We start from the raw sequence: 26,453 nt of genomic DNA, 5'->3' as shown, positions 1-26,453 counted from the left end.
TTTATCTCTTGAGAGGAGGGAGAAAATGGCTCTTAAAAAAATGTTTCTTATCCTGATGATTTCCGCTGTCGCGGTATCGGGATTCGCCGGGGGCTCCGGTGATGGTTCCTCCGGCGGTTCTGCGAAACCGGTGGAATTCAAGGTCGGCCTTCTGGGGGATATTCAGACCCTCAACTTCTGGGCGTCCAACGACATCAACATGTCCGCAATAATGGAAGCGGTAATGCCCCGGTTCGGCTTTATGGATACCGACGGCATGATCAAACCCCATCTGTTTACGGATATTGAAATAAAGGACAATTCAAAGACTTTTATTCTTCACGTAAAGCCGGGTCTCAAATGGCATGACGGAACCCCGTTTACGGCTCATGACGTGGTGTTCACCGGCGAATATCTTATGGAATACAAGCTGTTCCAGAATACCCGGTACAGCAATGTCGCGTCCGCCCGGGCCATTGACGATCTTACGGTAGAATACAAGCTCAACAATCCCCAGACAGGTTTTATGGATGTTATCATGTACTGGGTCAGCCCCGTTCCGAAACACATCTTTGAGAAAGTTACGGACCCGATGAATTTCAATTATGAATCCACCGGTGTTGTCGGTCTGGGACCATTCAAAATGTCGGAATGGAAAAAAGGTGAATATTACATCGCCGACCGCAATCCCGACTGGCCCGCGGACATGGGAACCCCGAAACTTGAACGGCTGATATACCGGGTTTACAAGGATGAGAACTCCCTTGCCCTGGCGCTCAAAACCGGTGAAATCGATACCGCCGCGCGGCATGTGCTTCCTTCGGTGGCCAACCAGTTCAGGAACGACCGGAACTTCTCTCTTTTCGAAATGCAGTCCCCCGGTTACGCCTATATGGGCTTCAACGGCGAGAAAAGCGAATTCGCCGCTGATCCCGCGGTACGCCGGGCAATCGCCATGTGCGTGGACCGGCCGAAAATTGTTCGCCTCGCCCTGGAAGGAAACGGGATCCCCATGCCCGGATCGGTCTCGCCGATATACAAGGAATTCACCTCGTCCAATATCAACTACCCGGCATTTGATATCGAAGCCGCCAAGCGGGCCCTGGCGAACGCGGGCTACGCCGATACCAACGGCGACGGAATCGTCGAAAAGAACGGGAAGAAACTGTCCCTCCGGATAATGTACGAAGGCGCCCGCTCCGATTACGACCGCAGTGTCCGGGTCATCAAGGAAGACGCCGCTAAAGCCGGAATTGAGCTGATCCTCGATCCGGTGGACCGCCAGGTGTACATGGACCGGCAGAACCGGACCAAGGAATACGAGATGATGTTCGTCCAGTGGGGCGCCATCGTGGTAATCTACGATTCCTTCTACAACCTTTACGGAAAGGACGCGTATCTCAATTACGCGAACTTCTACGATCCCAATCTGGAGAAATGGGCTAAAGCCGCCAAGGAATCTCCGTCGATTCCCGATACGATCAAACCCATGGAAGAAGCCCAGAAAGTCGTGGTGGATCTGTGCCCGACCATCGGTGTTTGGGTTCCCAACCTGATATACGTGAACAGCGCGAAGTTTGACGGTTACATTCCGTACTACTTCTCCTTTAACGGAACCCTCACCATGGGATCCCTGATCAACATCAGTCCCAAATAACCAAAGGAAGAATTTATGGGAATCAAGACAGCCTATACCGGCTATAAAGCCTACGATTATCTTACCCCCGGGGAGGATTACAAATATTTTGAACTCACCCCCAAAGACCGGATACCTGAGTACCTTGTTCCCCTTACACCGGAACAGGAGGAGCGTTCCCTTAAGCTCGCCCGGGAAAAGATCGTCATCTCCATGCACGAGCATCCGATCTACAATCCCGTGGACCTGGAAGAATACCGGCCGTACCGCCACGCGGGGCGGCAGAGCTTTGCCTACGAAGCCCTGGCGGAATCGTACCTCGACTGTATCTTCGACAATATGATGAATGGTTCCTGCGTCATCACTTCCCACAACGGCTGGAAGTGGACCGACATCGTCCATGACCTGGGGATGCGTCTGTGCGACATTGCACACCAGGATTTTGTGATTCACTGCAAACGGGTGGACGACATTCACCGGGCGCATAAAGAAGGAAAGCTGGCCTGGGTCGCCTGTATCGAAGGTGCCATGCCGATCGAGAACGAGGTTGACCGCATCGACATCATGTACGGCCTCGGGATCCGCCTGCTGGGTCTTACCTATTCGGAATCGAACGCCGTGGGCAGCGGTCTTAAGGAAGTGCGGGACGCGGGACTGACAATCTTCGGCAGGGAAGTTGTCAAGCGGATGAACAAAGTGGGAATGCTTATCGATGTTTCCCATTCCAGTCCGCTCACCGCCATTGATGCCGCGGAACTCTCGGAAGTCCCGATATGTATGTCCCACGCCGGAGCCAAGGCTCTCTGGAATTCCAAACGGCTCGCCACGGATGAATCGATCAAGGCCATCGCGGCCGGCGGCGGTGTCATCGGAATCGAGGCGGCGCCCCATACCACGATCACCAATAACCACAGGGTTCACGACATTGACGCCATTATGGAACATTTTGAATACGTGGCGAATATGGTTGGCATCGATCACGTCTGCTTCGGCCCCGACACGAACTTCGGGGACCATGCGGGACTGCACCGGATTTTCGCGAAATTCCTTTCCACGGGGTACACGAAAAACCAGGAGGATGATTATCCCCGGGTAGACCACGTAAAGGGTATGGAGAATCCCCGGGAAGCCTCAAAAAATATCATCCGGTGGCTCGTAGCCCACGGCTACAGCGACGATGATATCGGCAAAGTCGCCGGCGGGAATATCCTCAGGGTTCTCGGCAAAGTCTGGAAGTAAGATCCGTCACTGGTATCAGGGCAGCCCATGGGGGCTGCCTTTTTTTATCTTATCCCATCCCGCCGGCAGGCGGTGAGGGGTGTCCGGGGTGCCGTTTATTCTTTCCTGCGGATGTACCGGTCGAGTTTATCGATGACTTCGTCCAGATCCAGAGGTTTCCCGACGTGATCGTTCATACCCGCGGCGGCGCATTTTTCAATATCCTCACGGAACACATTGGCGGTCATGGCGATGATAGGAACCTCCGCTCCCCGGGGAATACCGGAAGCCCTGATCATTTTCGTCGCCTCATAGCCGTCAACTTCGGGCATGTGGATGTCCATGAATATCGCGTCGTACGCCTCGGGATTTTGGGCAAACAAATCAAAGGCAACCTTTCCGTTTTCCGCGCTGTCGATAACAACCCCGGTGGGTTCCAGCAGGGTTGTGACGATTTCCCGGTTTATCTCAATGTCCTCGGCCAGAAGAATGCGGCAGCCTTTAAAGTGGTCCTGCATGGCTGTTTCTCTCTCTCCGCCGCCTTTTGGTACGGCGGGAATTCCGAGACATTCATTTATGCAGTCGGCTATGGTAGACGCAAAAAGCGGTTTCGCGATGAACCGGGCGACCCCTGCTTGGCGGGCTTCGGCTTCTATGGTATTCCATTCCGCCGCGGAAATCATTATTACCACGGTATTTTCACCGTACTGCGCCTTAATACGGCGGGTAAGCTCTATACCGTCCATGCCCGGCATTTTCCAGTCAACAAAAATAATATCGAAAGGACCGTCCCGTTCCATGATGCTGCATGCTTCGGCACCGCTTTCCGCGGTGAGACACTGCATTTTCAGAAGGTCCGAAAGACTGCTGAAATAATCCCGGACATCCACGGAATCATCCACCGCCAAAACCCGAAGTGTCTTCCAGTTTAAACCGAGATGTATAAGATTTTTGGGAACCGCCGTACCGCTGCGGGCTTTGATAGTGAAGAAAAAGCTTGAACCTTTTTCCGGCTCCGATTCGACCCAGATGCGGCCGCCCATGAGTTCGACGATGTTTTTTGAAATAGCCAGGCCGAGTCCCGTTCCGCCGAATTTCCGGGAAACGCTTCCGTCCCCCTGCTCAAAGGATCGGAACAGCCGGGACTGCTGCTCCTCGGATATCCCGATGCCGGAGTCCCGCACTTCAAACTGCAGGGTATTGAAACCATCTTCTTCGGAAAGATTACTGACTAAGAGGGAAATTTTTCCCCCTTCGGGGGTGAATTTGATGGCATTGCCGAGAAGGTTGGTTATCACCTGGGACAGACGCTGTTCGTCCGATACCAGCGCCTTGGGGACATCCCGTTCACCCCGGACGACGAATTCCTGTTTCTTTTCATCCATGCGGTAGTGAACCACATTGATAACCTTCATGAGCATTTTCTCAAAATTAAAATCCGTATAGGAGAGCTCGAATTTATTTGCTTCAATCTTTGACATGTCCAGCACGTCATTGATAACCCCCAGGAGATGATTGGAGGCGGAATCAATCTTGTCGAGACAGTAGTCTTTCCGTTCCATGCTGTCGGAACGCCGGGCGATGCTGGTCATGCCGATTATGGCGTTCATGGGGGTGCGCATCTCATGGCTCATGCGGGAGAGAAAATTGCTTTTCGCCAGGTTTGCCTGTTCAGCCTGCTCCTTGGCTTTGACCAGTTCCCGTTCGAGGCGCCGTTTCTCGGTTATATCCGTAGCGATAATACCGAGGCCCCGTACTTTTGACGACATGGCGTAACACACCACCAGGAGTGTCCGCACTTCACCGTTTTTGCGGATCATGGAGACTTCAAAGGAATTTTCCCGGGCCTGGAGCACCGCGGGTTTTATTTCATCCCGGATTCTCCTGCTGGTTTCCTCATCAAAAACGCTGTACAGTCCTCCCCGGAGCAGCTCTTCCCTGGAGTAGCCGGTCAGGTCCACGGCCCCCTGGTTGACGTATACCGGAATCCCGCCTTCCTTTACAAAGGCAATGCACTGGGGTGAACTGTCCACGATGGAGGACATCTGGAGCAGTTCCTCTTCGGTTTCACCCCGGCTGATCAGCTCGGAAATAACACTGCCGATAAGACGGACAAGATTGATATCGCTGTAGTCCCATTCCCGGGCGCTGACACAGTCGTCCACGGTGATGGTACCCCAGAATTTTCCGGTTATATAAATGGGAATTATGATGAACGCCTTTACCCCGAATTTGGCGAGGTATTCGAAATCCCGGTAGCCCTCGGTATCATTGCAGACAACCTGGGGCTGCATTTTTTCGACAAAGGTATCGTAAATAATATTGCCCGGAAGGAAGGGCATCTGGAGCTTTTGCCCGAGGGTAACCCCCGCCGAATTATTGGCCCACCCGAACCGCCGGCTCAGGAACTCTTTTTTCTCATCCAGTCCGGCGATCACTATTTTACTGAGATTCATAAAGTTTCCCACCAGATTTAACGCCTGTTCAACCAGAACCGGAGTATCATCGGTGGAGATAAAACTCTGGGAAACAGCGGTCATCAGTTCCTGCTGTTCCAGCTGTTTTTTAAGCGCTTCTTCCGCGGTGATAAGGTCACTGATGTCCACCGCGTACTGCAGATGGACCTTTTTCCCTCCCAGGGAAATAATCCTGTCGGTCTTGCGGTAGTGAACGCCGGTGATTTTGCTTGAGTGTATCCAGGAAACTACTTTATCGGGGTATTTTTCTAATTTCTCCAGCGGACAGTATGAACAGCGGCCGGTCTGTCCCGTGGGCAGCAGCTGCCAGCATACTTTTCCGATAACATCCGGAACCTTCGCTCCGTATTGGGCCGCGAGCTTTTCATTGATATAGAGAATTTTATCGGTTCCAAGTTCAGTGACATAGACGTATGAATCCATGCCGTTGAGAATTTCCGTAAGGTTGTCCAGTGACTGGCTTATGTCAACGTTGTTTTCAGGCATCCCTGATTACCCCAGCAAAATAAGAATAATGTCATCCCGGGAGTACCGCGGTCTTCCCGGTTCTGTAATTCTACCACAAAATGACTATCTTACCATATCAGTCAGGGAAATTTTGCGGAAAAAAACGCAGCCCGCGGGCTGCGTCAATAGGGTATGTTTTTACCGGTAGGAGATATGTTTACCGCTGGACCCTCCCGGTGGCGTTTCCGCCGATAAGGGCTTCTACATCCTTTTTCGAGACAAGATTAAAATCCCCGGGGATGGTATGCTTAAGACATGATGCCGCCGCGGCGAATTCCAGGGCATCCTGAAAGCCGCTCCCGGACGCAACGGAGTAGATAAATCCTCCGGAAAAGGAGTCTCCGGCGCCGATGCGGTCGATGATATCAATGGTGTATTTCCGGCTCCGGTAACAGTCGTTTCCGTCATGAACGATGGCGGACCAGCCGTTGCGGTTCGCGGATATGCTTTCCCGCAGGGTTATAGCCTGACATGTAAGGCCGAATTTTTCCACCATCTTCTTCGCGACAATTTCATAAGAATCGGTATTAATCGTTCCCGTTCCATAGTCGCTTCCTTCAGCGCTGATACCGAACATGGCTTCGCAGTCTTCCTCGTTTCCGATGCCGATATTCACATAGGGCATGAGCCGCTCCATCACTGCCCGGGCGGTATCACGGTCCCAGAGTTTGCTGCGGTAATTGTAATCAACGCTGACCGTGATGCCCTTTGACTGCGCGGCTTTAAGCCCCTCGATCAGTACTGAAACAACTTCTTCTCCCTGGGCCGGAGCGGTGCCGCAGAAATGGAGCCAGTGTTTTCCCGCGAGAACCTTCTCCCAGTCGAATTCGCCCCGGTGTATTTCGGAAAATGAACTGTGGGCCCGGTCGTAAATAACCTTGGATGCCCGCTGGGAATGGCCGGTTTCCGAATAAAACAGGCCGAGCCGTTCGCCTCCCCGGGCTACCAGGGACGTATCCAGCCCGAAACGGTTCAGATAACTGAGGCATGCCTGGCCGATATCCCCTTCGGGTACTTTACTTACAGCGTAGGCCCCCATGCCGTAATTGGCGCAGGATACCCCGACATTGGCCTCGGCGCCGGTAAAGCGTATTTCGAATTCATTTGCCTGGAGTATCCGCTCAACGCCCTTTGTTCCCAGGTGAAGCAGCAGCTCTCCGAATAAAACAATGTTCTTCTGTCCCGTATCCATGGTTAGCTCCGGATTATATTTTTGTAAGCAGCGCGGAATACCGTTCGGCGTTTCCGGTTATTTCCGCATACGATCCCCGGGCAATGAGGTCCTTGTTTACCAGGGCTTTCCCGATTCCCACCGCCACGGCGCCGGCCCGTATGTATTCCGGCGCGGTTTCTGTGTTTACGTTTCCCGTGGGCATCATTTTGATCTGCGGAAAAGGTCCCGCCAGATCCCGGTAGAACCCCGGTGTGCAGATTCCCCCAGGGAAGGTTTTTATCACGTCGGAGCCGGCTTTCCATGCCGCGTAAATCTCGGTCGGAGTCATGCATCCCGCCATAACCGGAATCCCTTTGTCCCGGCAGCCTGCAACGACATCTTTTTCAAACACCGGGCTGACAATAAAATCGGCTCTCCGGGAAACCGCTTCCCCGGCCATGGCGGCATCGAGGATGGTACCCGCTCCGATAAAGACGTCATCAAAATCACCAAAGGCATTTTTAAGGGAACCGATGGTCTCCAGATAATTGGGGCTCGTGGAAGTTATTTCAATGATCTTGACTCCGCCTTTATACAGGGCATGCATTACCGGGACCATATCGCTCTGCGAATCGGTCCTCACCACGGCAATGATTTTTGTTTCCCCCAAGATGCGTAAAAACTGTTCCTTCCGTTCCATGGTTATTCCTTGGTCAAATACCCTGCGTCAGGGTCTGGGCGGTGATTGTCTCTATCACTTTCATGGTCTTCAGCACGTCTCTGAACGGTGAGGATGTACTCTCCGTTCCCGACTGAACTGAATCAATAAACTCCCTGCTTTTTTTCTGGAAGCCGCCGTAAATGAAGAATTCATCACTTCCGCTTACTTCCTTGGCGTCAAAAACCTCGCCTTCGTAATTTCCGTTTTCGTAGAGATACGCTTTGTTTTCTATTTCCACGTCCGCGTAAATTCCGGGGGAGTGCAGCTCCAGCCGGAATACCCGGCGGCCGCTGGCCCAGCTGTTGATGATAATTCCGGTGGAGCCGTTGTCAAAGTGCAGGACCGACTGGACCCAGTTGATATCCGGGGTGCCGATTCTCTTGCAGGTGCTTTCCACTCCGGTGACGTCGCCGCCGCAGATCCATCGGATGGTGTCCACCGAATGGGAACAGTCGTCATGGATATGGTCACAGGCTCCGTACATGGGATTCATATCGAACTTATAGAATTCGCATACCGCGTGGCTGACCGGTCCGTGGGTTCTGCACCGTTCCGCCATTTTTCCGAGGATCGGACTGGACCGGCGCTGGTGGCCTACCTGGGTTATGACTTTATTCTTTTCGGCCAGCTCCGTCAGCATCTGCGCCTGATGGTAATTGAGTCCCAGGGGTTTTTCGCAGAACACCGGAAGTTTCTGTTCGATGCACCAGCGGATGATATCGTACATATAATTTGACGGCCCGATGGCGTACACTCCGTCGGGTTTTTCCGTGTCGATCATTTTCCGGTAATCGGAATACCGGTTCCTGATATTGTACTGATCCGCGGTTTCCTTGAGCCGGTTTTCATCCAGGTCGCAGACTCCCGCGATGTCAACATCATTAAAGCTCGCCGCCGAAGGGTAATGAACCATGTTCGCCATTTTTCCGGCGCCGATAAAACAAATTCGGGTATTCACGCTGTCACTCCTCATTGGTAAAAACAAGACCGAGAATCCTGTCCGGTTCCCGGATAATACGGTTTATTCCTTCTTCCGCGCCGGCCAGGGGAATCCGGTGGGTGGTCAGGGCTTCGGTGTTCACTTTTTTTGAATCCAGAAGATCCATGCAGAGTTCAAGGTTTGTCTGGGTCGTCCAGCGCATGAAAACCGGGGGATAATCCTTGCCCAGTTCCCAGTCGTCGTCATGGTATCCTGGGCCGGTCCTGGCCGCGATACGGATATCTATGTTGGCGGGTATCCACGCCAGCTCAACGCCTGATCCGCCGACAATAACGACCTTTCCCATGAGATGCCCGTCGGGGGTTTTCTTGAAGCAGTCGCAGCATTGTTTCCACGCGTCTCCGGCGGGACCCGCGAATGCCAGAACCACGGTGTCCAAGCCGTAATCTTTTGTAAACCGGCGGGTCTCGGGAACAGGGTCGGCGGTTTTCGTGTTTACCACTGCGTCGATTCCCCATTTTTTCGCCGCTTCAATCTGGAGCTCATGCCGGGCCCAGCCGATGACCGCGTTTCCGGCAAGCTGGTGCAGCTGCGCCGTAAGCTGTCCCACGAGTCCAAGACCGACCACCGCGGCCCGCTCACCGAATTCCGGCTCGCACCGCCGCAGGGACTGCATGGCCGTGGCGAGAAGCATCGCGTAAGAACCCTGCTCATAACTCGTATTGTCCGGCAGTGGCACGCAGAGATTCTGGGGAACTACCGCAAAGTCAGTGTGCAGGGCGAAACCGTATCCGATGCACGCGACCCTGTCGCCGGGTTTGAATTTCGTTACCCCCGCGCCGGTGCGTTCCACGATACCCGCGTTGGAGTACCCGAATTTTCTGGGTGTTCCCGGAGGACTGCCGCTTTCCTTCTTTTTAAGCAGATTCTTCCATCCGCCGAGCTCGGTTCCCGGGCTGACCAGGGAGGCGAAAACCCTGACCAGCACGGTACCGGGGGTAACCTCGGGGACCGGCTCGGTGACGAGCCGGATGGATCCGTCATCGCAGACGGCAGCTACTTTTCTGTTTTTGTCCGACATAAGTTTCTCCTTAATTTCAGCAGCCGCGAGATTATTCGGCGGTGTCCAGATTGAGGGGCAGTCCCGCGCCCATGGTGGCGGGGAGGGCCGATTTGGCGTACAGTGTCAGCAGCCCTTTGGTAACCCTGGGCGGATTCGGTTTCCATGTTCGGCGGCGTTCCGCAAGCTCCGCATCGGAAACCAACAGTTCGAGACTTCTGGCGGGAAGGTCAATGCATATGGCGTCGCCTTCATGTACCAGGGCAATGGTACCGCCTTCGGCTGCTTCGGGCGTCACCTGGCAGATAAAGGGGCCCTTGGCGAATCCCGAGACTTTGCCGTCGGATATGACCGCGCAGCTTTCGTGAAGGTTGAGGGAAACCAGGTATCCCATAATTTTGAAAACATCGGTCAGTCCCGGACCGCCCTTGGGGCCTTCATACCGGAGGACGATAATATCCCCGGGATTAATCTTATGAAGCCGTATCGCGTCGAGGCAGCTTTCCATGGATTCAAAAACCCGGGCCGGACCGGTAACCTGGTGCATCGACTTGGCGATGACCGTAGGCCGTACCACCGCGGAGTCGGCCAGGTTGCCGTGGAGCACGTACAGCCCCTCACTGAATACCGGATTTTCCAGGGGCCGGATGATTTCTTCGTTCCTGATACGGGCTTCTTCGATATTTCCCCCCACGGTTTTTCCGTTTACGGTAACCGGCGAAGGGTGAATTTTTTCTCCGAGCCGTTTCATGACACCCTGGATGCCGCCGGCTTCGCCGAGGTCTTCCAGGTGGTACGGTCCGCTCGGTTTGATCGGGGTTATGCAGGGCGTATCCATTCCGAGTTTTTCGATGAGCTGCAGGTTGACCCGGTCAAGCATTCCCAGCTCATGGGAAAGCGCCAGCAGGTGAACCACCGCGTTTGTTCCGCCGCCGATGGCGTGAAGAATACGGATCGCGTTCTCCATGGCCTCCGGAGTAATGATGTCGCTTGGTTTTACATCCTCGTCAATAAGGCGGACAATTGCCCTGCCGGCCTGTTTCGCCAGGCGCAGCAGCGAACCGGAACCCGCCACGGTGGTCGCGTTCCCGGGAAGACTCATTCCCAGGGCTTCGCTTATGCACTGCATCGTATTGGCCGTTCCCATAAGGGCGCATGCGCCGGGACCGGGGCACAGACATTCGGTCATCTCTTCCACCGAGTCGTAGTTTACCGAAGCGGGATCGGTTTCGCAGGCCCAGGAAAAAGGATCGAGGTCACTCATATCGACATTCCTGAACCGGAACCGTCCGCTTCCCATGGGGCCGCCCAGAACGATTACGGTGGGAATATTCATCCGCGCCGCCGCCAGCAGATGGGCGGGTACGTTTTTATCACAGCTTGAAATAAGTACGAGGCCGTCGAAGGAATGGAGTTCCGAACAGGTTTCCACATCCATGGCCATGATATCCCGGGAAGGGGTATCGTACCGGTGTCCGTTCATTCCCAGGGCGATGGGGCATCCGCCGTACCCGCCGAATTCTATGGGAGTTCCGCCGGCCTGCCAGATTCCCGCGCGGACAGCTTCGGTAACCTGTTTCAGGTGCGTATGCCCGGCCGCGGTCTCGCTCCAGGTATTCTGGATACCGATACGGAACCGGTGCAGATCCTCATTATCGTACCCAATCGCCTTGGAGAGCGCCCTCATCCGTGCCATTTCGGGTTTAAGCAGTACGTGCGTGTAGTTTTCCTTTTTACCCATTGTAGTCTCCTGTATTTTATATCTTCCCGGAATTTCCTCTGGGGCGAACCCCGTCCGAGGATGGGATCAGCCTTTTAACCCGCTCATTGAAACAGCCCGAACAATACCCCTCTGGAACACCGCGAACATAATTGCCATGGGCAGCACGCTGAATACGGTGGCGGCGGTTATAAGGTGGTATTCGGTAAAGTACATATTCGTAAAACTCTGCAGCCCTACGGTGACAACCTTCATGGTCGCCTTGTTGCTGACCACCAGGGGCCAGAGGAATTCATTCCATGACCACATAAACTTTATAATTGCCTGAGTAGCCACAAAGGATTTCACCATGGGAAAGACAATGATGGCGAAAAGAGGGAATTCTTTGCACCCGTCGATCCTGGCCGCTTCGATAAGTTCATCCGGCACCGTATCCATACCCTGGCGCATGAGGAAAACACCGAAGGCGCTTACCAAAAGGGGCAGGGCCAGCCCGATATAGGTATCCATAAGATGAAATTTCGTTACCCACTGGTACAGCGGCACCACCACCGCCTGGAAGGGCACTATGAGAAAACAAAGAATCCCGAAGAAGAAAATTTCCTTTCCTTTAAAAGAGAACTTTGAGAACCCGTATCCCGCCATGGAAGTGATGGCGATGCTTACCAGGCAGCTTAAGGTGGAAATAATCATGCTGTTCAGAATGAACCTGAAAAACGGCTGCCGGGCAAGAACTTCGCGGTAATTTGAAAGGTTGCCGAAGCTGTCGGGGAAAAACCCCGGAGGAACCCGCTGGATTTCCGCCGGTGTTTTGAAGGAAGTCAGGAACATCCACACAAAGGGGAAAACCAGTACCACGATCAGAGCTGCGGCCAGGAGGTACATAAAAAATTTGGTATGCAGTTTCATCTTCATATCGGCTTCCTCAATATTCCACTTTCTTGCGGAGTACTACCCATTGAAAAATACTGAGCAGCATAAGCATTATGAAAAGGAGCAGGGCGATTACCGATGCTTCGCCGAAATTGAACCACTTGAAGGCGGCTTCATACAGATGGAGAATTATTACCCGGCTCGCATTGGCGGGCCCGCCGCCGGTGGTTATAAAGACCTGCTCAAAAGATTTAATTGTAAAAATAATTTCCGAGATTAAAACGAGAACCAGCTGCGGATTGAGCAGCGGAAGGGTTATTTTAAAGAAGGACTTTGTCGGTGACGCGCCGTCAATAATAGCGGCTTCGTAATAATGGGACGGGATTGCCTGGAGGCCGGCCAGCAGAATGGTGGCGTCAAAACCGATCCTGAGCCAGATGGTAATTACCGACAAAGAAGGAATTACCAGTTCCGGCGTCGTCAGCCAGCCCTTTCGTTTAAAGCCCAGGACTTCGAGAAGGTTGTTGAGAATGCCGTATACGGGATCAAAGATCCACTGAAAAATAAGCGCCGCCGCGATAAGGGACATCATCATCGGCAGAAGGCTCGCTATCTGCAGGGTATTTCTGAAAACCCGGGAGGTCATCTTATCCATCAGCAGCGCCGTAATAAGGGCAAGCAGAATTGTCACGGGAACCGAGATTGCCGTGAGGTACAGGGTATTGAGCATACTCCGCCAGAAAAGGGGATCCTGCAGAACCCGGGTATAAAACTTGAACCCCACGAAGCTCGTATTGGCACCCCTGGTTTCGATAAACGTCAGGATGATGGAGTTTATAAACGGGTACATGTACACCACGAGAAAATAAAGAACCGCCGGAAGTACGAACAAAAACCCTGTTATACTCAGGTGTTTTTTTGGCGCGTATTTTTTTCCGGCACCGTTTCCTGCAAGGGAAGGACTCTTAATCATGCCGCGTTCTCCAGATAATAATTCACAGTCTGTTTCTGCCTGCGGGCAGACCGGCTGCGGAACCGGAGCGGTTCCGAAAGCCGGCCGGACGCGGCAGGCTGCCGGCGGCTGAGCCGCCGGGCTGTATATCAAAAGTTAGTTTTTCAGAACCTGGTCCATGCTTCTGGCGGCATTGTCCAGGGCAGACTTGGATGTCGCCCGGCCGTACATCACTTCCTGAATCGCCGACCCGAAGATACTGGCAAGCTGGTTCATTTCGGGAATGTAATAATCATAGGCGGGACCGGGGCCGCGCTTGATCACTTCGCTGACGGACTGGTAATCGATCCTGTTTTTCACGTAGTCGCTTTCGTATCCCGCGGCCATGACCGGAAGCAGGCCCTGGCGTTTTGACTGTTCGAGATCGTTTTCACTGGTCAGCAGGAAGTCAAGGAATTTCCAGGCCAGTTCCTTGTTGGGACTGTTGCTGTACACCATGTTCGCCCAGGGGAAAAGGTTTCCGCCGCCGATGGCAACCTTCTGAGCCGGGGCAGGGTATATCCGGTAATTAATGTCGGGGGCATTCAGATCGAGCCAGCCGCTTACCCAGGATTCCCGGAGGATCATTGCCGCCCGTCCCTGTCCGAAGGCCGTTTCAGGCACGCCGATTTCAAGGCTGGTAACTTTTTCGTCCAGGCATTTTTTGATCCAGTCCAGTCCCTGGATTGATTCAGGGCTGTTGACCACGCCGGTGGCGACCTTCCGGTCGGGATCGAACATTTTTCCGCCGAAGGCGTGCAGGATGGTCAGGTTCTTGTCCGCCACTCCCTGGCCTTCCCCGGAATAGCGGAGAGCGAAACCGGCCACGGTGACATTGCCGCTGGCATCGTATTTAACGAGTTTTTTCGCGTATTCCAGAAGTTCGTCGAAGGTCCTCGGCGGTTTTGCCGGATCGAGTCCCGCTTCACGGAACATATCTTCATTAATATAAAGCTGCTGGAAATTGCCCGCTTCCACGGGGTAGCCGTAACGGACACCTTCATACATACCAATCGGTTCCAGGTACGAAACTAGTTCCCGGTTGAGACGGTCGGCCAGCGCCTTGGGCATGGGATCGGCAAAATTGTAGAGCCCCGCCCATATATGGGGCATTCCCTTAAAGAAGTCGCAGACCTGAGTGTTGGAATGGAAGCTGCTGAGAAATTTCGCCTCATAGCCGGAGTAGGGCACGGTGATGACTTCGACGCCGCTGCATTCATTAGGGTATAACGCGGCGAATTCCTTGCCTTTTTCAACAAAGTAATTGTTGAATTCCGTCATCTGTTCCCACTCGGTCATGTAAACCAGTTTTACCGGACCTTTCGGGGCTGCGTCTTTTTCTCCCCCGGAAAAGACCACCGCCAGGGGAAGCAAAAGGAACAGAATCATCAGGGTGCTGATTTTTTTATTCATCCGTAATCTCCTTTATAGGGTTAGTTGGGTATTATAGTGTCCTCGTTTTTATCCTGGGTCAAGAAAATATCAAAAAAGTATAAAAAAAACTTTGAAAAAATGATTTATGGATCCATAATACCATGGTATTATGCTGTGTAGTTCGGGGTGTATCACAGTGATTTTGATATATCTCTATTTTGTTCAAAAAATATAAAAGGAGTTGTCAAACATGGAAACCCTGTTTTGTGACGTATTGGTTGTGGGCGGAGGAAGCGCCGGAGCCCGGGCGGTGGCTGCCGCCCAGGAATATCCGGTAACGGTGGTTCTCGCCATGAAAGGGCGGATAGGCAGCAGCGGAGCCAGTACGTTCAGGGTGACCGAAGCCGCGGGATACGGAGCCGCCGACGGCCGGCGGGTTGCCGCCGACTCTCCGAAGGTGCATTTTGAGGACATTATGACGGCCAGCCGCGGCATGTGCATTCCCGAGGTCGCCAAAACTCTTGCCGAAAAGGCCCCTGAAACCATAGGCGAACTGGAATCATTCGGCGTGCATTTTGAACGGGAAGACGGAACCTACCTTATTACCCAGGGCTGTTTCGGTTCCATCCCCCGTAATTACAATCTGAAAGGCCACGGAACCCAGCTCGTTGAATCTTTGGCGCGGCATTTTAAAAAGGAGTCCCTTACAATCTGTGAAGACTGCATGATCACCGAGCTCCTGGTTGCGGATAACCGCTGCTGCGGCGCGGCAGGCGTATTCGGTGACGGACGGAAAATCACCATCCACGCGAAATCGGTGGTTCTGACTTCCGGCGGCGCCGGGGGGCTGTTCAAATATTCCCTCAATCCCGGGGACGTTACCGGGGACAGCTACGCTCTTGGGTTCCGTGCCGGAGCGGAACTGATGAATATGGAATTTATGCAGGTGGGCTGCGGCATTCTGCATCCCGGATTTTCCATACTGAACTCGTGGATATGGTCCCTTCATCCCGATGCCTATGATGCCGGTCACAGGGATATTTTCTCCGGCCAGCTTCCCGAAGGCGTCACGAAAGAAGCCGTCATGGACGCGAAGGCTTCCCACTATCCCTTCAGTTCGGAGAGTCTGTCGAAATACGTTGAAGTCAGCATACAGAAGGCCATAGCCGAAGGCCACCAGGGGAAACACGGCGGGGTGTACCTGGATGTGCGTGAGGCCATGGCCCGCAGCAAAGGCCGGAAAGGATTTCAGCTTTTTGAGGATATGTGGAAACTTACCAACGAATGGTACCTTTCCCGCGGAATCGATGTAATGGCGGGTCCAATAGAGATAGCGGATTTTGCCCACGCCATAAACGGCGGGGTACGGATAAATCCCCGGGCGGAGTCAACCGTCTCAGGGCTGTACGCTGCAGGCGAGGCCGCCAGCGGCCCCCACGGCGCCGACCGCCTGGGCGGGAATATGCTGGTCACCTGTATGGTTTTCGGCAAAATAGCCGGGACAAACGCCGCGGAAAACGCCCTGGAAAAAAACGGGACGGACCCGGTGACAGACTCCTTGTCTGATGGTATTTTTAAACAGCAGGAAACCCTGACAAACGGTTCCGGCGGACGCCCCTGGAACACAATGAAAGAGGAACTTCAGGAAACAATGTGGAAAAACATGATGGTACTCCGGACTGAAAAGGGGCTCACCGAATGCCTTGAATGCATCGGGAAACTCAGCGGCGAGGGCCTGTCCGAAAAATCCGCCGGAGATAATCCCTTTGCGCCTTTTGAGTACCGCAACATGCTCCTGGCGGCGCGCATCATGGCGGAATCGGCCCTGGAACGCAGGGAAAGCCGGGGAAGCCACTACCGCGAAGATTACCCCGCGGAGAACCGCGAATACGCCAAGCCCCGCATTGTCTCGAAACAGTCATCGGACTTTTCCGGAGGGACTCCCTGATGATTGACGCCGTCGGTTCCGTCAGTTCCCACCGTTTCCAAAATGCCCGGTACCTGAACTGTGTGTCCCAGCGGAGCCCACATTACAATATCTTCTTTTTTCTCAAGGAGAATTCAGGATCCTTCATGCTCAACGGGAACTGGGAGGATATTGTAAACAACCGGCTGTTTTTCGTATCCCCGGATGTGGAATTCAACATTGACTGCGCCGATACCCCGGTGGACTGTTTCCATATCAGCTTCGATTCCGCCGGGGAGAACGAATCGGACACCCCGTTTTTTATGATCGTTCCCCAGGATATGCGGGAAGAATTCATAGCCATGAATATTAAGCTTGCCGAAGCCTGTCTCCGGATGAACCGGGACCAGGCTGTGGGCCAGCTTAAACAGATCCTCGGGGTCATGGACCAGATGACCCATGAAAGCAGTATCGCCTTCGCCACACGGAATGTGGACCGGATGATGCGGGACATTCCCCGTCACTTCCATTTTAATGAATACCAGATCGATTATTTTGCCTCCGGTTCCGGAAGTATTTTTATCGGAAACCGGTGGGTTGAATATTCCCAGGGTTCCTTCTGTTTTGTTCCGCCCCAGGTTTCCCATGAAATTATGTTTTCCCCGGAAAGCAAGATCGATAATTACAGCGTGAAATTCAAATTCCTGGATGATCCGAAACTGAGCATTCCCAAGGAACCCTTTGTGGCGCAGGTTCCCGAGGAAAAACAGCTTGTACTCCTGGCTTTGCTGAAAAAAATCGTCGGAGAGTTCGTGATGGACCTCCCGATTTCCCGCGGCCGGCTGTACAACCTGATTACTTTGATCCAGGAAATACGGAATGAATCATCCGGGGACAGCGCTTCCGATACGGGGCTGCTCAAACAGATAAAGCAGATTGTGGCCGCTAACTTTTCCAGGGAACTCCGGGTTACGGAAATCGCGTACCAGGTGGGGTTGAGTCCGGAATATCTGAGCCGCCAGTTCCATAAACAGACCGGCCAGACCCTGGCTTCCTACATCAACGCCTGCCGCCTGAAATCGAGCCTGGTAATGCTTCAGAACACGAATATGCCTCTCAAGCAGATTGCCGCGGAATGCGGATTCAAAAATGTCAATTACTTTACGACCATATTTAAAAAATTCTATTCCGTTACCCCCAAGGATATCCGCAAGCAGGGAACCGAAAATTCCTGAAAAAGATACCTGCATTATGGATACCCTGCCCGGCAAAGGGGTGTCCCTTTGACAGAGAATTCTTTTCCTGTATAATCATTACCTGAATGGGGAGGATGCAATTATGAGTGGGGCAAAAGTCTTTTTTACCAGTATGCGCTGCAAAGTCGGTGACAGTCTTCTGAATAAGATGGACCGTCTGATTCTGAAGGCCGGGATCGATCAAATTGATTTTGACAAAAAATACGCGGCAATTAAAATCCATTTTGGTGAGCCGGGGAACCTGTCGTTTCTCCGTCCCAATTTTTCAAAAACCCTGGCGGACCGCATCAAGGCCCTGGGCGGGAAGCCGTTTCTTACGGACTGCAATACACTGTATGTCGGGCGGCGCAACAACGCGCTGGTCCACCTCGACGCAGCCTTTGAGAACGGCTATTCACCCCTGTCAACGGGATGCCAGAATATTATAGCCGACGGCCTCAAGGGAACCGATGATATTGAAGTTCCTGTCAGCGGCGGGGTTTACTGCAAAACCGCCCGGATCGGCCGGGCGGTAATGGATGCGGATATCGTAATTTCTCTGACCCATTTTAAGGGCCATGAGGGAACCGGTTTCGGCGGTGTGATAAAAAATATCGGCATGGGCTGCGGCAGCCGTGCGGGAAAAATGATCATGCACAACAACGGAAAGCCCGAGGTTAAACCGTCCGTTTGTGTCGGCTGCCGGGTCTGCGCCCGGTTCTGCAACTACGGCGCTATTTCCTTTGGGGATGATAAAAAAGCTTATATTGACCACGACCGCTGTGTAGGCTGCGGCCGCTGTATCGGATCGTGCAATTACCATGCCATTCACAATCCCAATGAAGGGAGCGGCGATGAGCTGTGCTGTAAGATGGCGGAATACACAAAAGCCGTCCTGGACGGGCGGCCCCATTTCCATATCAGCGTGGTAAATCAGGTTTCACCCTGCTGTGACTGCCACAATGAAAACGACGCTGCGGTGATTCCCGATATCGGTATTTTCGCGGGATTCGATCCCGTTGCCGTGGACAAAGCCTGTATCGACGCGGTAAACCAAGCCCCGGTGATTACCGGCACTGTTTTATCCGAACAGAATCATCCCGAAGCGGACCACTTTACGGCGATCCATCCGGTTACCGACTGGCGCGTGCAGATCAGCCACGCTGAAAAAATTGGTCTGGGTACCGGCAGTTATGAACTGGTAACCGTGGACTGACATTTACGGAATGAAAATGCAGCGTACTGCCGGAGCGGCGGTGCGCTGTTTTTTTTGTTGGCGCGGAGCCTTTCTCTATAGACAATCAGCTTCTTCTTCCCGCCTGGTAATTACGACGGTTTTTATAAAACTGTTTCCGTATTCCCGCCAAAAATAATCATATTGTTTTTGAGTCAAGAAAAAATCCCAAAACAGGAAACAAGTACATATTCTGTTTTATCGTCTGATATCAAGGCGCCTTGACAAAAGGGTTTTCCATACTATAATGATTACAAGGCGCCTTGATAGTATTTAAGAGCTGTCATGCCGCGCGATGCCCGGAAGGAGAGGTGACGTACAATGCGGGGTTATGCGGAAAAAATCTACGTTCTGGTTCACCGCTGCCATGAACAATGTTTAAAACTGATGCGCGCGAAAAATCAGCCGGCAAAGGAACTGCGGGAAACAGGGATTAACACACGGCAAGGGATAATTCTTAAAATCCTGCTCAGCGAAGATGGATTGACCCAGAAAGAACTGACCAGCCGCCTCGAAATCACTTCCTCCTCCTGCGGGGAACTCATCACGAAACTTGAACAGGCTGGCTATTTGGAACGGCGCAGCAGTCCCGCCGACAAGCGCACCTTTAATGTGTATCTCACCGATAGCGGGCGCATATTGGCAAAGCAGTATAAAAAAACCTGTGTCGTTGAACTTGAGGAATGGGCCTCTGATCTCACAGAGCGGGAAAAAGAACAGCTTTTTCATCTGCTCGGAAAATTGAGTAAGGGACTTAACGATCGTATCAGTAAAGGTTCAGGCAGAAAATCCTGACTTTGAAAGGGGTAAAAAATGAATGTATTTGTGACAGGCGGAACGGGCTTTATCGGCTCCCTCGTGGCCGGGGAATTGATTCGCAGCGGGCACCAGGTTCTGGGACTGGCGCGTTCCGGTGAGGCGGAACAAAAACTTAAAAACGCCGGCGCGGATGTGCTGCGCGGAGAACTTGATGATATTGAAGTGCTGAAGCGCGGAGCGTCCCTCACCGATGGGGTCATTCACATGGGCTTCTCCAATGATTTCAGCCGCTACAATGAAGCGGTCGCCATGGACCTGGCAGCGGTACAAGCCATAGGTTCTGTGCTGGAGGGTACCAATAAACCCTTTGTAAACACCGCGGGTACTCTGGGAGTTTCCGGCCTGGGCAGGACAGCCACCGAGGAAGATCACGGACCGGAAGGAATGCCCCGTATTGCCTCGGAGCAAGAAACCATCCGCCTGGCGGCAAAGGGTGTCCGTTCATCCGTTGTCCGGCTGGCGCCGTGTGTTCATGATATTGACAGGCACGGTCTCGTTTCAATACTGGAGCAAATTGCCGCGGAGAAAGGTTTTTCAGCCTACATCGGCGAAGGCCGCAACGTATGGCCCTCTGTGCACCGGCGCGACGCGGCTCACCTGTTCTGCCTGGCTTTTGTATCTGCGCCGGCGGGGACACGCCTGAACGCGGTGGCTGAGGAGGGACTGCCCATGAAGGATATCGCAAAAGTAATTGGCCGAAACTTGAATATCCCTGTCAGAGGAATCACCTCCGAGGAAGCGCAGGGGCATTTCGGCTGGTTTGCGCAGTCGGTGTCCTTGGATAATCCAACATCCAGCGCGGCAACAAAAAAGCTGCTGGATTGGACCCCCGCGCACGCAACACTGTTTCAGGACATCGACAGTTTTTACGCAAAGCAACAGGGATGAAAATAGTGAATGCATACAGGACAGTCCCATTTCGTATGACGGTCGGGAGCTCCCTGTTTTCATTGCTGAATGGTCTGCAGACAAGAGAAACGGCAGAACCGAAGCCCTGCCGTTGCCCGGAAATACACTATAGCGTTTTATGCGGAATTTTATTAATTACGGAATAATCGTCAGTGTGTTGGTACAGCTGATGATAACCACCAGGACTCCGTTGATAATTCCCGCCAGATAGGGGTTTTTCGTAACCCGGTAAATTTTCCGGGATATGATAGCCGCCACCGGAAGGATAACAATAATCGGGAAGAGCCAGATTCCGCCGATGGGCCCCATGGGGGACGCGGGCCGGGCGAAGAACATTTCACCTTTTATGGCAAAGGTAATGTACTGGATCAGAACCAGTATCGCCGGACCGAGGGCGTTGGACACCGCCAGTATAGCCGTATTGACCCATTCCTTTTTTCCGATGCCGTTGTAATTGAAGCAGTTCACCGAAATTGAGTTGGCTATGTAGTAGGTCAGGAACAGGGGCAGGTAGGGAAGCAGAATAATCAGCTTATCCGCGGTAAAGGCTTTTATCGCCAGTACCCAGAACCGGTAGTCGGTTTTGAAGAAGAAATCCGCGATAAAAACCCATCCGTAGGTAACGGTAATGGTGATGAGGGCCAGAAGCAGGGTTTTACCAAGGGCGGGGAGACTGATCTTTACTCCCAGGGACGCGGCATCCTGGCCGTTTTTCTTTCCGTAGAGCTTATACGAAACCACCATGATGATAATGCTCAGCAATCCGCAGAGGAACGCCCAGATGCCGATTCCGAGCGGCGGGGCCTGCCAGAAAATGGACGGCTTGTACTGTGACGCCCAGACCAGGGACGGGAAGTATATGATCATGGAAAAAATCACCGATACCGCAAGGCCGCCCCAGAACCAGATGGCTCCCTGTCCTTTGGGAGCCGGTGCGGGCTGTACCGTCTCCGGCGCCCTGAGGGACGCGAATACCGGGGTAAAGGTCATCAGTATGGTGAACGCTACAATAAAGATGCCGAAGGCCGCAACCCCGAAGAGGTTGAAAATTGTTTTTATCTGCCATATCTGGTTTCCCGGGGAAATCAGTTTCGGAGCGCCGAAGGCCTTATCGAAAAACGCGATCCCATCCTCAACACAGACCTTGGAGAAATGGTTCCAGGGGTGAATCTGATTCGGCGTGTAAATTACCCGGATTGTATTTCTGCCGTTTACGTTCTGGGTGTAAAAGGTGCCTTCGGTACGTTTTTCGAGATTGGTCTTATACGGATCCTGCCCGAAGTTTAGGAACGACTGGGCGTCCATGGTCCCGATATACGTACGGGGAACACTGACGGTACCGTCGGCAAATTCCCTCCGGAAGAAGAATTCATCGTACTTGGCGGCGATAATTCCCGTATCCCGGCTGCCGTACTTGTTCCAGTATTCATTGGTATCCGGGTTGCGGTAGGTCGCGTCGTTGGCCACGAGCAGCACCGCTGCGATCAGCGGAACCGCCGCTTTGTTGTCGTCATCCACAGAAAGGTTGCAGGCCCGGGCCCCGTTGGAATGCCCTGTTATACCGATTTTCGATTTGTTCACATAGGGAAGGGTCGCCATGAGCTGGACCGCGTCGTACATACCGGTGCCGTGCTCGTTCCAGCCGTTGCCGGAAAAGAAATCGGAGTTGCCGTGGCCGTACATATCAATGGACATCACCACGTATCCCCGCCGGGCGTATTCCACGTAATTGAGATCCTGCATTTCCCGGTTGTTGTACCATCCGTGGCTTGTCACGATAGCGGGCGCGGGATTTGAGGGGGTCGCGCTGTCGGGAATGAGAAGCAGGGCGCTCATCTGGCGCCCCAGGGAGGTTTCCCACCGCAGATCCTTGATGGTGACTTTTCCCCCGGAACTCTGCACAAGGGAAGACCCCGCCATGCTTAACACGAAAAGTACCGACGCGATGATAAGCCATTTTTTTGTCGATGACTTTCTCTGATCCATGTCCATTTCCCGCCTCCTGGTTTGTTTGAATCTAAAAAATGGGCATGACAAACGTACCGCCTGCCACACCCATTTCTTGAATCAATGTATGAAAAAAAGACTATTTATTAAATTCATTTTTCTTAATAATAATGCTAAGGCGCAATCCCCGGAACTGTCAACTTATTTCGGTATATAAGCAAAACATCCGGGGAAAACAGTCAGCGTGTTACTAATTAACCCACCAGCGGCTGAAACCAAGGGTAAGGTTTACCATGGAAGGTTTGGCGCCGTAGTCCAAGTCTCCGGTATCCAAAAGGACTTTGTTCATCCCCGCTGCGATCCCCAGATCCAGGGCCCATTTGGGGGTAATTCTGAAAGAAATCCCGGTTCTGAAAGCGGGATAGAAATAAAAGGACATACCGGAAAGATCACCCACGGCTTCCCCGTCGGAATCATACTCGGTGCCGTCATAGCTGTTTATCCCGAACCCGGCGCTGACGCCGAAGTTGAGCAGAAAACGCTGGGCCCGGCCCAGACGGATTTTATACAAAAATCCCACATCAAAGGATGCCGCCATCTGATCGGCTTCTTTATAGGGATTGTTGGGGGATTGGTGGTACCGGTCCATATAGGTATTTTTCGCGGTGAAAGACAATTCCACAAAATATGAATTAGGCAGCCAGAAGAATTTTCCATATTCCTTATATTCTTCGGAATACGAATTCAAGGCGCCGCCGAAAATAAACCGTGACATGCCGTCTTTATAGTCCGAATCCGAACCAAAGAGCTCTAAATTGAGACCGGCATTCCCCGCAATACCAAAGGTCCTGTTTTTCATATTGTCCAGGTTGAAATCTCCCGCCACTCCCGGCGCGTTCCTGAACTTAAGCTGCACTCCTTCAATGGTTTGATTGAGACCTCCAGGATTCGTGATCACCAGGTCATAGGTCCCCCGGCTGACGGTATCGCTGGAGAATACGGCAGTGATCCACGATCCGTCAAAACTGTAATCCATGGATAGAGGAACTATGGGTTCGGAATCCTTCCTGCGGGAAATAAGGTATACCTCGGCGTCTTCGGCGAGCTCCCGGCCGGTGATGTTTATGGAGAACGAAGAATCACCGATGATTATTTCCACTTCCTGCAAAGTATCCGCCTCGGGAACCTTGGCTTCGTAGATCCGGATGCCGGTCCAGTCGGAAGTGCCGACGAGTCTTTCCAGTACGTTGTAGGTATGCACCCGAAAACGGTACGCCCCCGGAGGGAGTATTAATTCAAGAAACGTATTGTCGGTCCGCTGGGTTTCCTGCGGATGCCAGCTGCCATACTGATCCCGGCGTTCAAGTTCCACGTCGTAGTACAGGGCGTTGGTTCTGGTCCACCGGATCACCTGATGAAACTCGCCGTTTTCGTCCATCCAGTAATCCTGTCCGGAGTTTATATCCTGGGCGGACACAGCCGCTGACAGAAACAGCAACAGCACAGCCAGAATCACATCACCACGAAAAAAGCGCAAGCGTTTTTGGTTCATCCTAGTTTTCCTTTATTCCTTTCCGAACATAAGACCGCCCTGTACTCCTTCGGCGGCCTGTACATCGTCAAGCTCTACGGTGAAGCGGCTTTCCGATACATCACTTGGCAGGAAACGATTCTGATCCGCGGGAATGGCCTGCACCCGCCATGTGACGGTGCCTTCATCGAGACCTCTGAAACCCGGAAGGGTGAATGAGGCTGACTGTACCGTCTGCCGGATAATTTCCTGTCCCCCCTGGGATATCGAGAAGATGTAAGAAGCCGCTCCGCTTACCGGTTCCCAGCTGAAAACCATACGGTTGTCCCGGATGATTATTTCCTCGGTCAGCACATAACCGGCCGCAGGCCGGAGACTGCCGGGGCGGGGGAGCTTTACCGGTTCGGGAGGCTTCGCTGCCGGCTGCGCCGCCGTTGCCGGAACCGTCTCCGAAGGGGCAGGGGGCGCCGCGGGGGGCGGCGTTACCGGCGCCGATGGCCTGGCCGGAGGCTTCTCAGCGGCAGCCGGCGGAGCCGCGGGCTGTACCGTAACGGCTGCCGGCCGCGTAGGCAATACTTCGGGCTCTGCCGCCGCCGGTTTCTCCGCCGCTGCTGGAATCACCGCCGCTGCCGGCGCGGGACTGCGTTCCGGCGGGGCTCCGGCATGCACTACCAGTACACGGGCCTCCGAAGTTACCGAACTGTTCCCCGCTATGTCGGTCTGATAAACCCCCCAATAGTACTGGCCGGAATCAAGATCCGCGGCTTTTATATCAAAGGCGTAGTAATTATCCCGCACGGTTTCCCTGACGACCGGCCGGCTTAAATCTTCCTGCTGTGACAGGAGAAAGGTATACGAAACCGCTTCATCTTCCTGCTCCCAGGTAAAATAGGTTTTCTCTGACCGCCCGTCAAGGTATACTGCCCCTTGCCCGGCCCTAGTCTCGGGCACTGAAAGGGCGGCTGTTTTTTCTATGCGGAAATTCGATACGGCGGAGGCTATTGGCGTACCTTCATAATCCCTGGCGTATACCGGCGTCACGCGCCAGTAGTAGGTTCCGGCTTCCAGACCGGAATGCACCACCGACTCCGTTTCTCCGCCCACGGCCTGAACCTGGCTCCGGAAAACCGCATCGGCCATGCCGGGATTGTCCGCCGCTTCCACCAGATAGGCCATCGCCCCTTCACAGGCGGTCCACAGGAAGCGGATACCGGGACTGCTGGCGGCAAAACGGTATACCGCCCCGGGCTGGGGCTCCGCGAGCCGGGGCGGCAGGGCATGGATTACCGCAAACCTGCCGCTCACGCCTCCCTGCCTGATTTTCCCGCCCGCTTCCGAAGAAGGGTACGCCCTCCAGTAATACATGCCGTCGGCCAGCGGCACCCGGGCTTCATCGGAGGAACTTTCCATACCCGCAACAATTCTGGTGAAATTCCGGTCTTCCGCGATATCCAGTGTAACGGTTTCTTGGGACGCGAAGCCGATACGGTTCCAGCGGAAGGTTATGGAAAGAGGGTCTCCGGTGGTATTGAGAAATTTTGCCGCCGGCCGGGGAGAGAGCGCCGCCACGCGGGCTGTTCCGCGGGAAGCATCCCCGGAATTGGAGGAATAAAACTCACCGGCCCCCGCGGTGATCCGTTCATTTTTATCCTGTATCTGCGCGGTACCTTCCAGCACAATGACGTCCAGGCCTTCCGCGGAAGCCGCTGTCTGGACCATACTCCCGGAATCGGCCTCAACCACCGTACCGCCGGATTTGATGCTCAGCGCGCCGGAGCGGGCATCAGCGGAAAGGGTTCCGCCCGCAAGGTCTATCCATAGTTTCCCGATTTCAGACCAAATCTGAACCAGGGTATTTTCCTCCAGGGTGATAATTCCCCCGGCGTTCATGGTTACCGTGGTTTGGGAAAGTTCGGCGGTTCTGATATAGTCGCCGTTGTACACCGGGCTTCCCTGTTTCGGCCGGTCCCACAGGACCCGGTCTACAAAACGCCGCTGGGCGGCGCGGTATTTGTACGTGACGATTCCCACGGGCTGTTCGGACAGCCGGGTCAGCGTCTGGTTCAGATCGTTCCAAAAAAGAAAGGAAACCCCGAGAAGGGCGGCGATACAGAAGCCGATATAAACAAAATCCGCGGGGCCGAGAATCTTCGGTAAAAGCGGAGAGGTGTTTTTCTGCTCCGGCCTGGGCCTTTTTGATTCCCCTGTCTTGCTGCGCATGAC

General features: G+C 53.5%; 19 protein-coding genes. 7 read left to right on the top strand and 12 right to left on the bottom strand.

The window, feature by feature from the left end; all coding sequences use genetic code 11:
* Positions 1-25 precede the first annotated feature (25 nt).
* Positions 26-1,636 (top strand): ABC transporter substrate-binding protein, encoded by a 1,611-nt coding sequence (locus tag JFL75_RS05820; RefSeq protein ID WP_215625748.1) that lies wholly within the window; start codon positions 26-28, stop codon positions 1,634-1,636.
* Between the two features lie 15 nt (positions 1,637-1,651).
* Positions 1,652-2,854, top strand: a complete 1,203-nt coding sequence (locus JFL75_RS05815) for a dipeptidase (protein ID WP_215625747.1) — start codon at positions 1,652-1,654, stop codon at positions 2,852-2,854.
* A gap of 95 nt (positions 2,855-2,949) precedes the next feature.
* Here JFL75_RS05815 and JFL75_RS05810 read toward each other — a convergent pair whose 3' ends face one another.
* The 9 genes from JFL75_RS05810 to JFL75_RS05770 form a co-directional block, all read right to left on the bottom strand.
* Positions 2,950-5,796, bottom strand: coding sequence for a response regulator (locus JFL75_RS05810; protein WP_215625746.1), 2,847 nt, complete (start codon positions 5,794-5,796; stop codon positions 2,950-2,952).
* Positions 5,797-5,974: 178 nt separating this feature from the next.
* The gene (locus tag JFL75_RS05805) at positions 5,975-7,009 is read right to left on the bottom strand and encodes a sugar kinase (RefSeq protein WP_215625745.1); all 1,035 of its coding nucleotides are present in this window, start codon (positions 7,007-7,009) and stop codon (positions 5,975-5,977) included.
* Positions 7,010-7,022: 13 nt separating this feature from the next.
* The gene (locus JFL75_RS05800; protein WP_215625744.1) at positions 7,023-7,670 is read right to left on the bottom strand and encodes a bifunctional 4-hydroxy-2-oxoglutarate aldolase/2-dehydro-3-deoxy-phosphogluconate aldolase; all 648 of its coding nucleotides are present in this window, start codon (positions 7,668-7,670) and stop codon (positions 7,023-7,025) included.
* A gap of 13 nt (positions 7,671-7,683) precedes the next feature.
* Positions 7,684-8,649: a Gfo/Idh/MocA family protein gene (locus tag JFL75_RS05795; protein WP_215625743.1), complete on the bottom strand. Its 966-nt coding sequence runs from the start codon at positions 8,647-8,649 to the stop codon at positions 7,684-7,686.
* Positions 8,650-8,653: 4 nt separating this feature from the next.
* Positions 8,654-9,712: a zinc-binding dehydrogenase gene (locus tag JFL75_RS05790; protein ID WP_215625742.1), complete on the bottom strand. Its 1,059-nt coding sequence runs from the start codon at positions 9,710-9,712 to the stop codon at positions 8,654-8,656.
* A gap of 31 nt (positions 9,713-9,743) precedes the next feature.
* The gene (gene ilvD / locus JFL75_RS05785; protein WP_215625741.1) at positions 9,744-11,432 is read right to left on the bottom strand and encodes a dihydroxy-acid dehydratase; all 1,689 of its coding nucleotides are present in this window, start codon (positions 11,430-11,432) and stop codon (positions 9,744-9,746) included.
* Positions 11,433-11,498: 66 nt separating this feature from the next.
* Complete coding sequence (locus JFL75_RS05780; RefSeq protein WP_215625740.1) at positions 11,499-12,326, bottom strand: carbohydrate ABC transporter permease; 828 nt, start codon at positions 12,324-12,326, stop codon at positions 11,499-11,501.
* 10 nt (positions 12,327-12,336) lie between these two features.
* Positions 12,337-13,257: a carbohydrate ABC transporter permease gene (locus tag JFL75_RS05775; RefSeq protein ID WP_215625739.1), complete on the bottom strand. Its 921-nt coding sequence runs from the start codon at positions 13,255-13,257 to the stop codon at positions 12,337-12,339.
* 135 nt (positions 13,258-13,392) lie between these two features.
* The gene (locus JFL75_RS05770) at positions 13,393-14,688 is read right to left on the bottom strand and encodes an extracellular solute-binding protein (RefSeq protein ID WP_215625738.1); all 1,296 of its coding nucleotides are present in this window, start codon (positions 14,686-14,688) and stop codon (positions 13,393-13,395) included.
* Positions 14,689-14,899: 211 nt separating this feature from the next.
* On the opposite strand from JFL75_RS05770, the gene JFL75_RS05765 reads away from it, so the two are divergent.
* From JFL75_RS05765 to JFL75_RS05745, 5 genes are all read left to right on the top strand, one after another.
* A complete protein-coding gene (locus JFL75_RS05765) occupies positions 14,900-16,597 on the top strand; it encodes an FAD-binding protein (RefSeq protein ID WP_215625737.1) in 1,698 nt (565 codons plus the stop codon).
* Complete coding sequence (locus tag JFL75_RS05760; RefSeq protein ID WP_215625736.1) at positions 16,597-17,790, top strand: AraC family transcriptional regulator; 1,194 nt, start codon at positions 16,597-16,599, stop codon at positions 17,788-17,790. Before JFL75_RS05765 ends, JFL75_RS05760 begins: the two co-directional genes overlap by 1 nt.
* 103 nt (positions 17,791-17,893) lie before the next feature.
* Positions 17,894-19,006, top strand: coding sequence for a DUF362 domain-containing protein (locus tag JFL75_RS05755; RefSeq protein ID WP_215625735.1), 1,113 nt, complete (start codon positions 17,894-17,896; stop codon positions 19,004-19,006).
* A gap of 339 nt (positions 19,007-19,345) precedes the next feature.
* Complete coding sequence (locus tag JFL75_RS05750) at positions 19,346-19,819, top strand: MarR family winged helix-turn-helix transcriptional regulator (RefSeq protein ID WP_215625734.1); 474 nt, start codon at positions 19,346-19,348, stop codon at positions 19,817-19,819.
* Positions 19,820-19,837: 18 nt separating this feature from the next.
* Positions 19,838-20,731, top strand: a complete 894-nt coding sequence (locus JFL75_RS05745) for an SDR family oxidoreductase (protein ID WP_215625733.1) — start codon at positions 19,838-19,840, stop codon at positions 20,729-20,731.
* A 156-nt stretch (positions 20,732-20,887) separates the two neighbouring features.
* Here JFL75_RS05745 and JFL75_RS05740 read toward each other — a convergent pair whose 3' ends face one another.
* The 3 genes from JFL75_RS05740 to JFL75_RS05730 all read right to left on the bottom strand — a co-directional run bounded on the left by JFL75_RS05740 (position 20,888) and on the right by JFL75_RS05730 (position 26,450).
* The gene (locus tag JFL75_RS05740) at positions 20,888-22,744 is read right to left on the bottom strand and encodes an alpha/beta hydrolase family protein (protein WP_215625732.1); all 1,857 of its coding nucleotides are present in this window, start codon (positions 22,742-22,744) and stop codon (positions 20,888-20,890) included.
* A 205-nt stretch (positions 22,745-22,949) separates the two neighbouring features.
* On the bottom strand, positions 22,950-24,251 hold the full coding sequence (locus JFL75_RS05735) for a hypothetical protein (protein WP_215625731.1): 1,302 nt from the start codon (positions 24,249-24,251) through the stop codon (positions 22,950-22,952).
* Between the two features lie 12 nt (positions 24,252-24,263).
* Positions 24,264-26,450: a FecR family protein gene (locus tag JFL75_RS05730; RefSeq protein WP_215625730.1), complete on the bottom strand. Its 2,187-nt coding sequence runs from the start codon at positions 26,448-26,450 to the stop codon at positions 24,264-24,266.
* Positions 26,451-26,453: the final 3 nt, after the last annotated feature.

The sequence above is a fragment of the Breznakiella homolactica genome, assembly GCF_016616095.2.
GTDB lineage: Bacteria > Spirochaetota > Spirochaetia > Treponematales > Breznakiellaceae > Breznakiella > Breznakiella homolactica.
Note: the sequence above shows the minus strand (reverse complement) of the source record. Positions and strands in the feature narration are given on the sequence as shown.

Excerpts from the sequence above, each read along its gene's own strand:
- JFL75_RS05820 (WP_215625748.1), top strand. The coding sequence starts at position 26 with ATGGCTCTTAAAAAAATGTTTCTTATCCTGATGATTTCCGCTGTCGCG.
- JFL75_RS05815 (WP_215625747.1), top strand. The coding sequence starts at position 1,652 with ATGGGAATCAAGACAGCCTATACCGGCTATAAAGCCTACGATTATCTT.
- JFL75_RS05810 (WP_215625746.1), bottom strand. The coding sequence starts at position 5,796 with ATGCCTGAAAACAACGTTGACATAAGCCAGTCACTGGACAACCTTACG.
- JFL75_RS05805 (WP_215625745.1), bottom strand. The coding sequence starts at position 7,009 with ATGGATACGGGACAGAAGAACATTGTTTTATTCGGAGAGCTGCTGCTT.
- JFL75_RS05800 (WP_215625744.1), bottom strand. The coding sequence starts at position 7,670 with ATGGAACGGAAGGAACAGTTTTTACGCATCTTGGGGGAAACAAAAATC.
- JFL75_RS05790 (WP_215625742.1), bottom strand. The coding sequence starts at position 9,712 with ATGTCGGACAAAAACAGAAAAGTAGCTGCCGTCTGCGATGACGGATCC.
- ilvD (WP_215625741.1), bottom strand. The coding sequence starts at position 11,432 with ATGGGTAAAAAGGAAAACTACACGCACGTACTGCTTAAACCCGAAATG.
- JFL75_RS05780 (WP_215625740.1), bottom strand. The coding sequence starts at position 12,326 with ATGAAGATGAAACTGCATACCAAATTTTTTATGTACCTCCTGGCCGCA.
- JFL75_RS05775 (WP_215625739.1), bottom strand. The coding sequence starts at position 13,257 with ATGATTAAGAGTCCTTCCCTTGCAGGAAACGGTGCCGGAAAAAAATAC.
- JFL75_RS05770 (WP_215625738.1), bottom strand. The coding sequence starts at position 14,688 with ATGAATAAAAAAATCAGCACCCTGATGATTCTGTTCCTTTTGCTTCCC.
- JFL75_RS05765 (WP_215625737.1), top strand. The coding sequence starts at position 14,900 with ATGGAAACCCTGTTTTGTGACGTATTGGTTGTGGGCGGAGGAAGCGCC.
- JFL75_RS05760 (WP_215625736.1), top strand. The coding sequence starts at position 16,597 with ATGATTGACGCCGTCGGTTCCGTCAGTTCCCACCGTTTCCAAAATGCC.
- JFL75_RS05755 (WP_215625735.1), top strand. The coding sequence starts at position 17,894 with ATGAGTGGGGCAAAAGTCTTTTTTACCAGTATGCGCTGCAAAGTCGGT.
- JFL75_RS05750 (WP_215625734.1), top strand. The coding sequence starts at position 19,346 with ATGCGGGGTTATGCGGAAAAAATCTACGTTCTGGTTCACCGCTGCCAT.
- JFL75_RS05745 (WP_215625733.1), top strand. The coding sequence starts at position 19,838 with ATGAATGTATTTGTGACAGGCGGAACGGGCTTTATCGGCTCCCTCGTG.
- JFL75_RS05740 (WP_215625732.1), bottom strand. The coding sequence starts at position 22,744 with ATGGACATGGATCAGAGAAAGTCATCGACAAAAAAATGGCTTATCATC.
- JFL75_RS05735 (WP_215625731.1), bottom strand. The coding sequence starts at position 24,251 with ATGAACCAAAAACGCTTGCGCTTTTTTCGTGGTGATGTGATTCTGGCT.
- JFL75_RS05730 (WP_215625730.1), bottom strand. The coding sequence starts at position 26,450 with ATGCGCAGCAAGACAGGGGAATCAAAAAGGCCCAGGCCGGAGCAGAAA.